Source organism: Rhodococcus sp. NBC_00294, assembly GCF_036163995.1.
Classification (GTDB): domain Bacteria; phylum Actinomycetota; class Actinomycetes; order Mycobacteriales; family Mycobacteriaceae; genus Rhodococcoides.
In genome coordinates this window covers 2,595,499-2,610,653 of the sequence record NZ_CP108043.1, presented here as the reverse complement: position 1 = coordinate 2,610,653, position 15,155 = coordinate 2,595,499, and the positions used below count along the sequence as shown (strand labels likewise).

The 15,155-nt window shown below is 69.9% G+C and carries 14 protein-coding genes; 7 read left to right on the top strand and 7 right to left on the bottom strand.

The window, feature by feature from the left end:
* Window positions 1-17: 17 nt before the first annotated feature.
* From OHB23_RS12235 to OHB23_RS12210, 6 genes are all read right to left on the bottom strand, one after another.
* The gene (locus OHB23_RS12235) at window positions 18-1,934 is read right to left on the bottom strand and encodes a peptidoglycan D,D-transpeptidase FtsI family protein (protein WP_328809620.1); all 1,917 of its coding nucleotides are present in this window, start codon (window positions 1,932-1,934) and stop codon (window positions 18-20) included.
* A complete protein-coding gene (locus tag OHB23_RS12230; protein ID WP_328809619.1) occupies window positions 1,931-2,731 on the bottom strand; it encodes a hypothetical protein in 801 nt (266 codons plus the stop codon). The genes OHB23_RS12235 and OHB23_RS12230 overlap by 4 nt, the downstream gene beginning before the upstream one ends.
* A complete protein-coding gene (rsmH, locus tag OHB23_RS12225; RefSeq protein ID WP_328811633.1) occupies window positions 2,728-3,732 on the bottom strand; it encodes a 16S rRNA (cytosine(1402)-N(4))-methyltransferase RsmH in 1,005 nt (334 codons plus the stop codon). The genes OHB23_RS12230 and rsmH overlap by 4 nt, the downstream gene beginning before the upstream one ends.
* A 201-nt stretch (window positions 3,733-3,933) precedes the next feature.
* Window positions 3,934-4,365 carry a division/cell wall cluster transcriptional repressor MraZ gene (mraZ, locus tag OHB23_RS12220; protein ID WP_027505841.1) on the bottom strand — a complete coding sequence of 144 codons (432 nt, stop codon included), beginning with the start codon at window positions 4,363-4,365 and terminating at the stop codon, window positions 3,934-3,936.
* Between the two features lie 512 nt (window positions 4,366-4,877).
* Window positions 4,878-5,306, bottom strand: coding sequence for a DUF3040 domain-containing protein (locus OHB23_RS12215; protein ID WP_027505840.1), 429 nt, complete (start codon window positions 5,304-5,306; stop codon window positions 4,878-4,880).
* A gap of 167 nt (window positions 5,307-5,473) precedes the next feature.
* The gene (locus tag OHB23_RS12210; protein ID WP_328809618.1) at window positions 5,474-5,917 is read right to left on the bottom strand and encodes an SAV_6107 family HEPN domain-containing protein; all 444 of its coding nucleotides are present in this window, start codon (window positions 5,915-5,917) and stop codon (window positions 5,474-5,476) included.
* A gap of 397 nt (window positions 5,918-6,314) precedes the next feature.
* On the opposite strand from OHB23_RS12210, the gene OHB23_RS12205 reads away from it, so the two are divergent.
* Genes OHB23_RS12205 through OHB23_RS12185 form a run of 5 tightly spaced genes read left to right on the top strand, consistent with a single transcriptional unit; the run spans window position 6,315 to window position 11,281 of the window.
* A complete protein-coding gene (locus OHB23_RS12205) occupies window positions 6,315-6,890 on the top strand; it encodes a GNAT family N-acetyltransferase (protein WP_231476337.1) in 576 nt (191 codons plus the stop codon).
* Entirely contained in the window at window positions 6,887-8,503 is a 1,617-nt protein-coding gene (locus OHB23_RS12200) for a phytoene desaturase family protein (protein WP_222649275.1), read from the top strand. Before OHB23_RS12205 ends, OHB23_RS12200 begins: the two co-directional genes overlap by 4 nt.
* Window positions 8,500-9,351, top strand: a complete 852-nt coding sequence (locus tag OHB23_RS12195; protein WP_328809617.1) for a carotenoid biosynthesis protein — start codon at window positions 8,500-8,502, stop codon at window positions 9,349-9,351. Before OHB23_RS12200 ends, OHB23_RS12195 begins: the two co-directional genes overlap by 4 nt.
* Before the next feature lie 23 nt (window positions 9,352-9,374).
* Complete coding sequence (locus OHB23_RS12190; RefSeq protein ID WP_328809616.1) at window positions 9,375-10,106, top strand: LppM family (lipo)protein; 732 nt, start codon at window positions 9,375-9,377, stop codon at window positions 10,104-10,106.
* The gene (locus OHB23_RS12185; RefSeq protein ID WP_222630580.1) at window positions 10,103-11,281 is read left to right on the top strand and encodes a glycosyltransferase; all 1,179 of its coding nucleotides are present in this window, start codon (window positions 10,103-10,105) and stop codon (window positions 11,279-11,281) included. The genes OHB23_RS12190 and OHB23_RS12185 overlap by 4 nt, the downstream gene beginning before the upstream one ends.
* On the opposite strand, the gene OHB23_RS12180 is transcribed toward OHB23_RS12185, so the two are convergent.
* Window positions 11,213-12,259 (bottom strand): methylenetetrahydrofolate reductase, encoded by a 1,047-nt coding sequence (locus OHB23_RS12180; protein ID WP_081821267.1) that lies wholly within the window; start codon window positions 12,257-12,259, stop codon window positions 11,213-11,215. The two genes, OHB23_RS12185 and OHB23_RS12180, sit on opposite strands and share 69 nt — an antisense overlap.
* A 222-nt stretch (window positions 12,260-12,481) precedes the next feature.
* On the opposite strand from OHB23_RS12180, the gene OHB23_RS12175 reads away from it, so the two are divergent.
* Together OHB23_RS12175 and crtI are read left to right on the top strand one after the other, a co-directional pair.
* The gene (locus OHB23_RS12175; RefSeq protein WP_197027790.1) at window positions 12,482-13,585 is read left to right on the top strand and encodes a polyprenyl synthetase family protein; all 1,104 of its coding nucleotides are present in this window, start codon (window positions 12,482-12,484) and stop codon (window positions 13,583-13,585) included.
* Window positions 13,582-15,150 (top strand): phytoene desaturase family protein, encoded by a 1,569-nt coding sequence (gene crtI / locus OHB23_RS12170; RefSeq protein WP_328809615.1) that lies wholly within the window; start codon window positions 13,582-13,584, stop codon window positions 15,148-15,150. Before OHB23_RS12175 ends, crtI begins: the two co-directional genes overlap by 4 nt.
* The last annotated feature ends 5 nt before the right edge of the window (window positions 15,151-15,155 follow it).

The following is a 15,155-nucleotide window of genomic DNA, read 5'->3' as shown; positions in this document are numbered from 1 at the left end:
CCTGCACCGTCGACGGATCAGTCCGCCTGCAGGAGGAGCCGACGACCTTCCTGCGAGAGCGGCACCGCGTCACGCTGCAGCATCCAGGACGCGATCGAGTGGAACAGCGGAGCGGCGGACTGCCCGCCCGATCCGTCGGAGCTGCGGGTCGGGGCGTCGAGCATGATGCCGATCACGTAGCGCGGATCGTCCGCCGGCGCGATGCCGGCGAAGGTGATCCAGTAGTTCGAGTTGGAGTAGCACTTGCACTCCGGATCGACCTGCTGCGCGGTGCCGGTCTTGCCACTGACCTGGTATCCCTCGATACCGGCGGCGACACCGGTGCCGCGCTGGTTGCCGGTGTCGTTCTGCGTGACGGCCCGGAACATGTCGCGCACGGTGCGCGCGGTGTCGGCACTGACCACCGGCACGCCCTCGGGCTGCGGCTCCGCGGTGCGCTGACCGTCCTTGCCGACGGTCGCCGACACGATGCGCGGCGGGATGCGCACGCCGTCGTTGGCGATCGCCTGGTACATACCGGTCATCTGCAGCAGGGTCATGGACAGGCCCTGCCCGATCGGGAGGTTCGCGAACGTGCCGCCGGACCACTGGTCGCGGGCCGGGACACTGCCGGCACTCTCGCCGGGCAGGCCCACGTCGGTGCGCTGTCCCAGCCCGAACTTGTCCAGCATGTCCGCGTAGCGATCCTCGCCGACCCGCTGCGCGAGCATCAGCGTGCCCACGTTGGAGGACTTACCGAACACACCGGTGGTCGTGTACGGCGCGACGCCGTGATCCCAGGCGTCCTTGACCGTCGCACCGGACATCGTGATGCTGCCGGGAACCTGCAGCACCTCGTCGGGGTTCGTCAGACCGTCCTCGACGGCGGCCGCCGCCGTGACGATCTTGTTCACCGATCCCGGCTCGAACGGGCTGGACACCGCGAGGTTGCCCATCTGCGCCGTCGGCGAGTTGTTGCCCACGCCGATGGCCGGGTCGAAGGTGCCGTCGTTCGACATGGCCAGCACCTGGCCGGTGTGCGAGTCCAGGACGACGGCCGACGCGTTCTTGGCGCCCGACAGATCCTTGGCCTGCTGGACCTGCTGCTGAACGTAGTACTGGATGTCGCTGTCGAGCGTCAGCTCCACGTTCGAGCCGTCGATGGCGGGTTGCTGGTCGCGCCAACTACCGGGAATCACCGCGCCGTCGCTGCCGCGGTCGTAGGTGCGGGAGCCGTCGGTACCGGCCAACACCGGGTCGAGGGAGTCCTCGAGGCCGAGCAGGCCGTGGCCGTCCCAGCCGGTCGCCCCGACGATGTTGGCGGCGAGCGCCCCACCCGGGTACTCGCGGATGTCCTGCCGCTCGAGGCCGACCTCGGGGTACTGCTCGGCGATGGTCGCCGCGACCGCGGGATCGATGCTGCGCACGAGGTACTCGAACGACGAGGCTCCGGTCATCTTGTCGAGAAGGTCCTTTTCCGACACCAGGTCGCCCAGGATGCCGTGGACACCGGCAGCGACCTCGCGGATGCGATCGTCCGGATCCGGCTTCGTGTCGTCCTTCGCCTTCGCCTCCTCGAGCTCCACACGCACTCGCTGCGGCTGGAAGGTCAGCGCCTTCGCCTCCATCGTGAACGCGATGGGATTGCCGTCCCGGTCCGTGATGGACCCTCGCGTCGCCGGATCGACGATGGTGGTGGTGCGCTGACTGGCCGACTGCGCCGACAGCGACGGGGCGTCGATGCCCTGGATCCACAGCAACTGCAGCGTCGCGACGCCCAGGATCGCGAACATCGCGAAACGGCCGTAGCGGAACCGGAAGTCGAACGTCTCGGACTTGCGTGGACCCTGTCGACGCGGCGGACGAGGACCGCGAGGACCGGAGCCGGTGGCCGGCCGAGCGCGTGGGTCGCCGTGGTCGCGGCCGGTGCTCCGGTACGGCTGTCGAGTGGTCACCGAGCGCCTCCTGCGATGGGTACCTGCTGCTCGCCCACCGCGGCGGCGGGAGCCGGAAGAGGCTGCGGCGCAGCATTCTCCGGCATCGGCGTGGTCGTCGGTGCCACGGGCGCGGACGTCGTGGGGGCCGGCGTGGTGGATGCTGCGGGTGCCGACGTGGTCGGGGTCGCGGACGCACTCGGCGACGTACCGGGGCGACCGACGGGAGTGAGCGCCTCCCCGCCGGACGCGGGTGCCCCGGGGCGCGCACTCGGAGTCGCCGCACCGCCCGACGGGGTGGCGGCCGCGAAGTCGGGAGCCGGTGGACCGGCGGCCGGTGCCGGCGTACCGATCACCTGGACGACGCCGTCCGGCAGGACCACCAGTCGCGGAACGTCCTTCGTCGGGATCATTCCCTGTGCGGTCGCGCGACGGGCCAGCTCGGGAGCCGAATTCGCTGTCTCCACGTCACGTTGCAGCGCGGCGGCCCGTTCCGTCAGCTCCTGGTTGGTGGCACGCCCCGCACTGAGCAGGTACGAATCCTCCGCAGCGCGTGTGCTCAACAGCAGTGTCGAGGCGAGTCCGATGGCGAGGAGCCCGATGATGCTGGCCACGAACGGGATCCGAGCCGCGACGGATCGGGTGGGTCGTTGCGCGCGCGGGTCGGACTCGTGGGACATCGCACGCTGGCGACGCTTGTCGTACGCGCGCTTGGCCGCGCCCGTGCGAGCGGGAGGCCGCGGTGCGCGCACCGTCTCGAGCGAGGACCCGGCGCGGCGGTTGCCGTCCGATCCGGTCACGTCCACCGGAACACTCATGACGACCTCCTGGAAATGCGTTCTGCGCCGCGCAGTCTGACCGGAGCCGCGCGGGGGTTGTCGTCGATCTCGTCCTGCGAGGCCTTCTCGGCGCCGCGAGTGAGCAGCCGGAACTCGGGTCCGCTTCCCGGCAGCTCCATCGGGAGCCCCTCCGGCGTGGTGGAGCGGGTGCGCGGTGTCAGCTCCTGCTTGACCACGCGGTCCTCGAGGGACTGGTACGACATGAAGACGATGCGTCCCCCGACGACCAGCGAGTCGAGAGCCGGTGCGATGGCGTCTCGCAACGAGTCGAGTTCCTCGTTCACCGCGACCCGCAGTGCTTGGAAGGTCCGCTTCGCCGGATGTCCGCCGGTGCGACGCGTCGCCGCCGGGATGCTCGCGTAGAGCAGTTCGACGAGAGGCCCGCTGGTGACGAACGGTTCCGTCTCCCGGCGGCGCAGGATCGCCGAGGCGATGCGGCCGGCGAAGCGTTCCTCGCCGTACGTGCTGAGGATGCGGGCGATCTCACCGTGCGACGCGGTGTTGAGGATGTCCGCGGCGGTCCGACCCGTCGTGGGATCCATCCGCATGTCGAGCGGTGCGTCCACGGAGTAGGCGAAGCCACGATCGGTGGAGTCGAGCTGCATCGACGAGACGCCGAGATCGAAGAGGATCCCGTCGACGCTGTCCGTCGCGCCGAGGCCGACCAACGCCAGCGCGTCCTCGATACCGTCGTACGTGGTCGCGACCAGCGAGACGCGGTCACCGAAGGGAGCCAGCCGTTCTCCGGCCATGGCCAACGCGTCCGGGTCGCGGTCGAGACCGACGAGACGCAACCGCGGATACGCGGTGAGGAAGTGTTCGGCATGACCGCCGAGGCCGAGAGTGGCGTCGATGTAGACGGGATCGCGGTCGTTCGCAGCAGCGGCGACGAACGCCGGTCCGAGAAGTTCGTCGGCCCGAGGAAGACGGACCGGAACGTGCGAGAAAGGCGAGGCGGATGCCTGCTCGTCCTCCGCCATGGTGGTGATCTCCCGCCTGATTCGCATTCGAGCTGTGTGTCGTGCCAGGTGGAGCGGTGAGTGCGTCGAGGTCTCTGTCCGACAGTGGAACCTGGCGTTGGGGAAGTACGTCAGGGTCCGACCGGTACTTGGCGTTGGGGAAGTACGTCAAGGCCCGGTTCGGGCAGAGGCCACGCGGCACTCGCCGCCGGCCGGGTGTGGCTACAACATGTCCATGAGCGATTCGTCCACTGCCTGCGAGAAATCTTCTTCGTGCTCCTGCGAGTACCGCTCCCACGACGCGGCGTCCCACAGCTCGAGATGATCCATCGAGCCGATGACGACGCAGTCCTTCGACAGCGCCGCGTACTCGCGGTGCGAGGACCCGATGGTGATGCGACCCTGCGAATCCGGCCGCTGCTCGTCCGTACCGGCCGCGAGGTTGCGGATGTACGCGCGCGCCTGCGGGTTCGACCGCGAGGCCTTCGACAGCTTCGCCACCCGCTCCGCGAACACGTCACGGGGGTAGATGGCCAGGCTGTGGTCCTGCCCTTTGCTCACCATCACTCCTCCCGCCAGGTCTTCGCGAAACTTCGCCGGCAACGTCAGTCGAAACTTGTCATCGAGCTTGGGCGTGTAGGTACCGAGAAACACTCGGCACCTCCTCGACCCCGTGTCGTGCAGTTCGCGGGACTCCATCGATCCCCGCTGTCCGCCACATTACCCCACTTTCCCCCACATTCAATCGACACGGCGGAACATTTCAGTGACTCGTCACTAAAGGGCCAGGTCGCACGCACAAAGAGCAGCGAAGTCGGTCCGGCAGCGGGAGGACCCACGTGCACGGAGTGGAGGTGTCCCCCACCGTTCCGCGACCCCCGTGAACCGGATAATTGCAGGTCGAACGGCACGTTCGCGCGTCACGGGCCCGGGTGACCGCGCGCGGCGGAGTCGCCAGGGGTGCCGGGTGGGGCGTGGTGGGGATCTGGGGGCCGAGACCACCCTCGGTGGGGCGCGGTGGGGGGATCGACACCCACGGGTCCCTGAACGGCATCAGCGCGGCACCCGTGGTGGGTGCCGCGCTGATGTGTCACAGCATCGGTGTGAGAGGCGCGCTGCCCCTCACGCGAGAATCGGAGCGATCGATGTGACCGCTCCGGTCTCTCTCATTCCTGGTCGAACCGTCGCTTGAAACGATCCTCCATCCGCGAGGAGAATCCCTTGCGGGGACCTCGGCGCGGTGCGGAACCGGAACGGCGCGGGCCGCTTCCCGGTGCCGGCGGGTTGTCGCCCTCGGACTGCTCGGACTGGGGCGCGGTGGGCTTGCGCAGCAAGAGCAGAACGCCGGAGCCGAACATGAACACGAAGCCGACGAGACTGATGATCGGGAATCCACCGGGCTTGAACGGGAGGGCCACGCCTGCAATGAGCAGAATGAGGCCGATCACGAACAGAGCGACGGCCTGAAAACGACGCCGCGTGGATGCGGCTCGAATCCGTCCGCCGCGCACGGTCGACGCGAACTTGGGGTCCTCGGCATAGAGAGCGCTCTCGATCTGGTCGAGCATGCGCTGCTCGTGCTCGGAGAGTGGCACGGTACCTCCCCCGGCACTGGATGGTGGCTCTCACCTCTTGGCCAGAAGTGAGAGGTAGCCGATCGGTCCGGCTACCTGTTGTCGATGATACGAGCAGAATCGGCGGCGAGCCACCTACCTGCACCACCAGTATGCGAGAAAAAGTCGCTCCGTGGTGGCGACCAGGCCTACGCGGGCTGCGCGACCGCGTCGGACCGCGAGGTCACACGGTCCTCGACGCGGTGCAGAAAGCGTCCCACCTGCGAGAAGAACTCGTCCGCCTCGGCCGCGTCGAGCCGATCGGCCGAGCCCGCCTCGATGGACGCACGCAGCGTGGAATACGCGGCGAAGTACGACGCCCACTCCGTGAACTCCGGCGCAGCCGTCCGCATGCGCACCCAGGCGCTGCGGGACGCCCCACGCTTGGGCACCGGATCGACCGCGTCGAGCAGGGCGCCGGCACCGCGCAACGCGGCGACGTAGGACTCGAGGAACATGTCGGCCGCCGATGGTGCACCGGCCGCGTCACCGAGAATGGCGTCCGCGCGACGCAGCAACATGCGGGCGCGGGCGTGCGTGCGCGACGGCGCCGCCGCGGAGGCGTCGAACGAGACCACCGTGCCGTTCGTCATCGCCTCACCACCCTCCGTGCGGTCTGCAGAGCTGCGGCGTGCCGCAGTGTGACCACCCGTGCTCCGAGCCATTGCGCTACCTCCCTCTCCGACACGTGAACCGATCGGCGTCCCACGTCCTTCTCAACACCGTCGGCCTGTCGGTTACTCCCCTGAGCGGGCCGATCGAGCGCGATGTAAGCATGGAGGTCGGACATGTTCTCCGGACCGTCTCGCGCGATCGACCCGATGTCGGGCCGATCGACCCGAGGTCGATTCGTTCGAACGCGTGTTCGATGACTTCACTGTAGCGCGGACGTCCGACACGATGCGAGGGATCGAGGTGAGTACCGTTCACGACGCCCGAGGCGGCCCCTCCGACGAGGGCATTCGTCTGATCGAACTCACCCCGCAGGACATGCGCCGACGGTTGACCGAAGCCCTGTCCGTCTACGTCGCCGCGATGGGCTACCCGCGCGGAACCGAGTTGCATCGGGCGCCGATGTGGGCGGAGCACATCCTGCGGCCGGGGTGGGGCGCGGTGGGAGGAGTCTCACACGACGACCACCTGGTGGCGATCGCCTACTGCTATCGCGGAGCGCCACATCAGTGGTGGCATCAGCAGGTCCGCGACGGAATGCGACGAGCGGGGTGGTCCGCCGAGAACGCCGAGCGGGTCCTCTCGGACTACGTCGAGTTGACCGAGCTGCACGTCTCCCCCGAGGCTCAGGGGCACCGTCTCGGCGAACGGCTCCTGCTCGCCCTCATGGCGGGCCGCCGGGAGAGTTCCGTGCTGCTCTCCACCCCCGAGGTCACCGGCGAGGACAATCGAGCATGGCGTCTCTACCGGCGGACGGGGTTCCAGGACGTCGTGCGCCGATTCCACTTCGCCGGGGACGCCCGACCCTTCGCGGTGCTCGGCCGCGAATTACCCCTGACACCCGGGACCGGACTCGGTCTCGACACCACCACAGAAGAGGGGCCGACCACGTGATCGATGCCGCCGTCGTCGGATCGGGTCACAACGCACTCGTCTCCGCCGCCTACCTGACCGATGCCGGATGGTCCGTCCGCGTCCTCGAACGAGACACCGTCGTCGGAGGCGCGGCCTCCACGGTCGAGCGCTTCCCCGGCCACAAGGTGGATCGGGGCTCGTCCGCGCACATCATGATCCGGCAGACCGGCATCATCGAGGAGTTGCGTCTCGCCGATCACGGCCTGCGCTATCTCGACTGCGACCCGTGGGCGTTCGCGCCGCCTCCGCCCGGCACCGACGAGCCGGGCATCGTGTTCTCCGTGGACCTGGACGCCACCTGTGCCTCGATCGAGGCGGCGTGCGGACGCAAGGACGCGGACGCGTACCGCGCGTTCGTCGCACTGTGGGGGCCCCGCAGCGCACGTGTCATGAAGTCGTTCGGGAGTCCGCCCACCGGGAGGGCTCTGCTGTCCTCCTTCTGGGGCATGGACGCGAGCGACGGTGCGGCGGCCCTGTCCCGCGAGTTCCTCGCGTCGGGCGACTCGCTTCTGAACCGGTGGTTCGACAGCGAGCGCCTGAAAGCGGCTCTCGCGTGGTTCGGCGCCCAGTCCGGTCCGCCGATGTCCGAGCCCGGCACGGCCCCGATGGTGGCCTTCAACGCTCTGATGCACACGACCCCGCCCGGCCGCGCCGTCGGCGGCAGTGGCGCGCTGAGCGTCGCGCTGCAGACGAAGATCGAGGCCGACGGAGGCACCGTCACCCTCGGTGACGCCGTCGTGTCGGTCACGCGTGTCGGAGACGGATGGTCGGTCCGCACCGCGAGTGGCGAGGAGGTGCGCGCACGCACGGTCATCGCCGGGTGCCACATCCTGACCACGCTCGACCTCCTCGACGCCGGCGGTTTCGACACGGCGACGACGGAGTCGTGGCGACGGCAGATCGACGTGGGGCCGGGCATCGGCATGGTGGTCCGCGCATCGACGTCGTCGTTGCCGCAGTATCCCGGCGCTCCCGGCGTCGAGTCGTCCAGCCGCGGACTGCAACTGCTGGTACACGACCGGGCCCAGCTCCGTCGGGCGCACGGAGCAGCATCGGCAGGCGATCTCCCGCCGGCGCCGGTGGTGCTGGCCATGAGCTTCAGCGCGGTCGACCCATCGATCGCGAAGCCCGGCGAACACCAGGTCTCACTGTGGTCGCAGTGGCACCCGTACCGACTGGCCGACGGTCGGAGCTGGCGAGGCGGCAGCCCGGAGGTGGCGGAACTCGAGGGTGATCGGATCGTCGCCGAGGTGGACAAGTACGCCCCCGGCTTCGCCGACAGCATCCTGCAGCGGCACACCCAGTCCCCGTGGGACCTCGAACAGGAACTCGGGCTCGTCGGGGGCAACGTGATGCACGTCGAGATGTCACTGCACCAGATGATGATGTGGCGCCCCATGCCGGCGCTCGCGGACATGACCGTGCCCGGAGCCCCGTCGTTCTTCCTGACCGGCGCCTCGATGCACCCCGGCGGCGGTGTCTCCGGATCCAGCGGCCGCAGTGCCGCCCGGCTCGCGATCGCCGAACGCGCGGGCAGTCCTCTGAAGCGCGTGGCGTCGCGTCTGGGCGCCGCTCTCCCGGGCCGCCGATGAGGTCGGGAGACACTCTCCGCGCGTCGGGGCGAGCCACACCCGTCGCGGTGGGCTTCGCCGTCGCGGCCGTCCTCGCGCAGATCAGTTACCCGCTCGTCTCGGGCGGCGTCAAGGACGCCGTGACGTTCTGTGTCGTCGCTCTGCTCGCCGCCGCCTGCGTCACGCACGCGGCGAGCGCACGCGGGGCCGGGTGGGCCACGCTCATGGTGCTGCTCACCGCCGGGATCGGTCTGACAGCCGAGATCATCGGCACGCGAACCGGCATGCCCTTCGGGTGCTACGAGTACGCGCAGGACCGCATCGGACCCTCCCTGGCCCACGTGCCGGTGGTGGTTCCGTTCGCCTGGACGGCCGGCCTGTACCCGGTGTGGTGCGCCGCCGCCGTCGTCGCGCAGCGGATGCGCCGACCGGTGCTCACCCGCGTGGGACTCACCACCGTCGGCGTCGTGGGGTGGGATCTGTATCTCGACCCTCAGATGGTGGCCGACGGTCAGTGGACCTGGTGCAGTCCCTTCGCTCCCCTGCCCGGGCTCGACGGCATCCCGTGGACCAACTATGTGGGATGGCTGCTCGTCGCGGCGCTCATGGCCGCCGCCATGGAGGTCCTGGGGCGGTCACCGATGCGCACGCCCACGGTGAGCCCGCTGGTGCCGTGGGGGCTGTTCGTGTGGACGTGGCTCGGCTCTGCTCTCGCCCATGCGGTCTTCCTGCCGGACCTCGGTTGGTCCGCTCTGTACGGCCTCGTCGCCATGGGCGTCGTCGGTGTCCCCTTCCTCCTCGCCCTGTCCCGACCCCGGTCGGACATCGCTCGCGACGCGCCACGCCGCGCTGACCGACCCGTTCACTGACGGTGTCGCGGCGGCCTGGCACGATGACCGCTGTGCCCCACCCCGCTGCTCCTCGCACGTCGCCGCGCGTTTCCGTACCGCGCCGCGTGGTCTCCGTCCTCGTGCTCGCCCTGCTGACGGTTCCGCTGCTGGCCGGGTGCCTGCGGGCACAGGTGTCCATGGGCGTGTCCTCGAACGACCGGGTGTCCGGCCGCATCGTCGCCGCGACGGTGCCGACGGCCGAGGGTGACACCGGACCGGGCATGGAGGTCCCCGACAGCCTGGGCAGCAAGATCCGGGTGCAGCCGTACGACTCGGACGGGTACGTCGGCAGCGAGGCGCTGTTCAGCGACCTCACGTTCGGTGACGTGCAGCAGCTCGCGGCACTGTCCGACCAGTCGGTCGGCCTCTACCAGCTGTCCCTGGTCCGCGCGGGTGACCTCGTCACTCTCGCCGGCCAGGTCGATCTGAGCTCCGTACCCTCCGAGGGCAGCGACGTGCAGTTCACCATCGCCTTCCCCGCCCGTGTCACCACCACCAACGGCGCCCGCGAGGGCGACAACGTGGTGTCCTGGAAGCTCCCCGCCGGCGAGCGCAGCACCCTGCGCGCCGAGGTGCGCTACTCGGATCCGAACACGCGCAGCTTCGCCGGGTGGGCCGGCATCGTCTTCGGTGTCACCGTGGGTATCGCGGCCATCGTCGGCGGCATGGCCTACGTCGCCCGCGACGCTTCCGGCGGACGCCGACGCGATGCGGAGTCGGCCGGCCGCCGGTGACCGCCCGGCGCCGAGCCCGGAACGCGGTCCGAGTCGGCTCTCTCGCCTCGATCGCCACCGCGGGCATCGCCCTGATCAACGCCGCGACCGCACCCCGCGTGCTGCCCTCGTCCGCGGCGACGGTGCGGGCCGGTGAGCGCATCACGGTCTGCATTCCTGCCCGTGACGAGGCAGACCGTCTCCCCGACCTGCTGCGGGATCTGCTGGCTCAGCGCTCCCGGTCCGCGATGACCGTGCTCGTGCTGGACGACGACTCGTCCGACGGGACCGCGGACGTCGCCCGGGCCGTCGTGGGGGACGATCCGCGTTTCCGGATCCTGGCGGGCCGCACCACCGAGCCGGCCGACGCGCCGGGAATGGGCAAGTCCCTCGCCTGCCTCGACCTCGGCCGCCGCGCGCTCGCGACCACCGATCCGACCCTCGTCGTCTTCCTCGACGCGGACGTGCGATTGCATCCTGATGCACTGGACGCCGCCGCGTCCGTTCTCCGCGAGCACGACGTGGCCATGCTCTGCCCGTGGCCCGCGGAGACGGCGGTGACGACGATCGAGCGGGTCGTCCAGCCTCTGCTGTCGTGGTCGTGGTCGGTGACCCTCCTCGTCCGGGCCGCCAATCGAGGCCGTCGGCCGTCGATGGGCGTGGCCAACGGGCAGTTCCTCGTGCTCGACGCACCGTCCTACCGCGTGGTCGGCGGACACGAGTGCACACGCTTCGCGGTGGCCGACGATCTGACGCTGGTGCGGCACGTCCGCTCCCGCGGTCTCCCGACGGCAGTGGCGTACGGCGGGCGCGTCGCGACGTGCCGCATGTACACCGACGCCGCGCAGGTGCGTGCCGGTCACGCGAAGTGGCTCTGGTCCCAGTTCGGCGGCGCTGCAGGCACTCTCGCCGTCTCGGCGATCGCCACAGCCGTATGGGTCCTGCCACCGATCGCGATGGCCGCGCGCGGATCGACCCGCCGGTGGGGAGTCGCCGGGTACCTGGCGGGATGGGTGTCGCGCATCGCTGCGCGGCGCGCGGAGGGCAGCGACGACTCGCTGGCCCGCGACGTCGTCACCTCGGCGCTGCACCCACTGTCCATCGCGGCGGGCTCGGCGCTGCTGGCCTCATCGGACCGGGGACGCCGCCAGGGCACTCTCGTGTGGAAGTCGCGCGTTCTGGCCACCCGGCACTGATCCGGTACCGATCCCACCCGTGCCCTCCGGAACCGGGCGGGCGAGCCCGAGATTGCCGACGACCTCACTGGTGGCCTTCGCGAAGTTCAGCGTGATGAAGTGCAGGCCGGGGGCGCCCTCGGCGATCAGTCGCTCCCCCATCTCGGTGGCGATCTCGATGCCCACCGCGCGCACGGCGGCCCGGTTCTCGTCCGGGTCGGACCCGGCCGCGGCGGACAGGCGCTTCTCGACGGATGCGGGCAGCGCAGATCCCGACAGCTCCATCGCACGCTTGACGCTGCGCAGCGACGTGATGGGCATGATCTCGGGGATGATCGGCTTGGCGCCCTGCTCCGGATCGAACGCGGCGACACGGTCACGCAGGCGGAGATAGTCCTCGACGTCGAAGAACATCTGGGTGATCGAGTACTCGGCGCCCGCACGCAGTTTCGCGACCAGATGGCGGGTGTCGTGGTCGAGATCGGGCGCGCGGTGATGTCCCTCGGGGAACGACGCGACACCGACGTGGAAGTCGCCCAGCTCGCAGACCAACCGCACCAGTTCCTCCGCGTACTCGACGCCGTCCGGATGCTTCTCCCACGGACCCAGCGGATCGCCGGGAGGGTCGCCGCGCAACACGAGAATGTTGGAGATGCCGCGGTCCGCGTAGGCCCCGACCATCGCGCGCAGCTCGGTGCGGCTGTGCCCCACGGCCGTGAGGTGGGCCACGGGCAGCAGGTTGGTGACCTCCGCCAGCTCGCCGGTGACCCGCACCGTGCGATCACGCGTGGATCCGCCCGCCCCGTACGTCATGGACACGAAGGCGGGATGCATCTGCTCGAAGGTGCGCACGGCACGCCACAGGCGGTCCTCGGCGGCCTCGTCGCGAGGAGGCGAGAACTCGACGGAGAACGGAACACTCCCGTGCGCCGCGGAATTCAACCGGTCGATCACCGACGGAGTGCGGCTGACCCGCGCGCGGGAGGATTCGTCTGTCACGCCTCACAGCATAGATTCCCGCGCCGACCTGCTCGGGCCCCCAGGTCGTCCGCACCGGCGCCGTGTCCGAATACCCGGATAGAGTCGGGGGTGCCAGGACGCTGCGCCCGAGACCCGACCGCATCCCGACCGACTGCCTGCGGACACCGTCCGCCGCCCCGAACACCGGAGGAAACTCTGTCCGCCGCACCGCACAGCCCCGCCGCCCACCGACCGCTCGACGTGGAGTCCGCCGCGGACGACCGTGATCAGTGGCCGCTGGGGACGTTCGTCGATGCGGTCGAGACGTCCCTGCGCGATTTCGTCGCGACGCAACAGGCCACGGTCGACTCGGTCGGTCCCATCTACACCGACGCCGTGGCAGAGCTCACCTCCTTCGTCTTCCGCGGCGGCAAGCGGATCCGCCCCGCTTTCGCGTGGACGGGCTTCCTGGGTGCGGGCGGCGATCCGCACGCCGCCGAGGCCGACGCCGTCCTCGACGTGTGCTCCGCCCTCGAATTCGTTCAGGCGTGCGCGCTGGTGCACGACGACATCATCGACGCGTCCTCGACCCGTCGCGGATTCCCCACCGTCCACGTCACCTTCGCCGAACGGCACCGCGCGGCCGGGTGGCGCGGGAACTCGGACAAGTTCGGCGAGTCGGTCGCGATCCTGCTGGGCGACATCGCGCTCTGCTGGGCCGACGATCTCGTCCGCGCGGCGGCACTGGACTCCGCCACGTCGGCACGCCTCGCTCCGGTGTGGTCCGCGATGCGCACCGAGGTGCTCGGCGGACAGCTGCTCGACATCGCCGTGGAGGCCAGTGGAGACGATTCCGTCGAGGCCGCGCTCCAGATCGACCGCTACAAGACGGCGGCCTACACGGTGGAACGCCCTCTCCTCATCGGCGGCACGCTCGCCGGCGCCGGCCCCGACCTGCTGGAGGTCTACAGCACGTTCGGTGCGGACATCGGCATCGCCTTCCAGCTGCGGGACGACCTGCTGGGAGTGTTCGGGGATCCGTCCGTGACCGGCAAGCCGTCCGGCGACGATCTGCGTGAGGGCAAGCGGACGGTGCTCCTCGCCGCAGCCCTGGACGCGGCGGACGAACGCGATCCCGCCACCGCGGCTGCTCTGCGCGCGGGAATCGGCACGGACCTCTCCGAGGCTGCCGTCGACGACCTGCGTGCGCACATGATCGATCTCGGTGCCGTCGACGACGTCGAGCGCCGCATCACCACACTGACCGACAGCGCCCTGGCGGCGCTGAACGCGTCCGATGTCACCGAGGACGCCAAGAGGCGGCTCACGGCCATGGCCTACACCGCCACCAGGAGAACCTCATGACGCATGCCACCGTGTCCGGACCCACCGATCACGTGATCGTCGTGGGCGCCGGTCTGTCCGGCCTCGCCGCGGCGCTCCACCTCCGCGGCACCGGTCGCGAGGTCACCGTGATCGAGAAGTCCGACACCGTCGGCGGCCGGGTGGGTTCCGTCGCGGCGCCGGGCTACCGCATCGACACGGGCGCGAGCGTTCTCACGATGCCCGACCTGATCGATCAGGCGCTCGCCGCGGTGGGTGCGACCCGCGAGTCCACCACGCCTCCCCTGCGTCTGACACCGTTGCATCCGGCGTACCACACCCGTTTCGCCGACGGCACCACCATCGACGTCCACTCCGATCCCGAGCGGATGATCGCGGAGGTCGGCGAGAAGTGCGGGCCGGACGAGGCTCGGCGCTACCGCACTCTCCGCGCGTGGATCGGATCGATGTTCGACGCGGAGTTCGACCGCTACATCGACGACAACGTCGACTCACCGCTCGACCTCGTGGGCGAGCGCAGGGCGCGAGCGAACACGCTGACCCTGCTGCGTCTCGGGGGGTTCGGAAAACTCGGAAAGCGGATCGACAAGCTCATCGACGACCCGCGACTGCGCCGCATCTTCACCTTCCAGGCTCTCTACGCCGGTGTCGCGCCCGCCAAAGCTCTCGGGGTCTACTCCGCGATCTCGCACATGGACACGTCGTTGGGTGTGTCGTTCCCGGACGGCGGAATGCAGTCGATCGCGAACGCGATGGCCGACGCGTTCGTGAGTGCGGGCGGCACGCTGCTGCTCTCCACCGGCGTGGCCGCCATCGAGAAGGGCGGGACCCGCGCTCGCGCGGTGGTGACCGAGAACGGCGAGCGGCACACGTGCGACTCCCTGATCCTCACGCCGGATCTCCTGGTGACGGATCGCCTTCTCGCCACCGCCGGCATCACCGTGCGCCGCAAGATCCGGGCGTCACCGTCCTGTGTCGTGGTGCACGGCCGCGTGCCGGTGGACGTCACCGCGCGGTGGTCGTCCCGCTCGCACCACGTCATCGACTTCGGGCACAACTGGAACGAGACGTTCGAGGAGCTCACCGCCTCGCGCGGGCGCGGCACACTCATGTCGGACCCGTCGTTGCTCATCACCCGGACCTCGCTGACCGATCCGGCTCTGCGCGTCACGCACGACGGCGTCGAGCAGGAGCCCATCTCGATCCTCGCGCCCTGCCCCAATCTCGACAGCGCGCCGTTGGATTGGTCCGCCATCACCGACCCCTACGTGCGGGAGATCCTGCTCGAGATGGATCGCCGCGGTTACACCGGCGTGTCCGAGCACCTCGAGATCGACCACATCGACACGCCGGCCACCTGGCTCGCGCAGGGGATGGTCGCGGGAACCCCGTTCTCGGCGTCGCACATCTTCCGCCAGACCGGCCCGTTCCGGCGCCGCAACCTGGTCAAGGGCATCGACAACGTCGTCCTCGCCGGGTGTGGGACCACCCCCGGAGTGGGTGTGCCGACGGTGTTGATCTCGGGTCGACTGGCCGCCGAACGCATCGATCCGTCCGTGCGTCGCTCGGCCCGTGTGGCCGTCTGACGGCG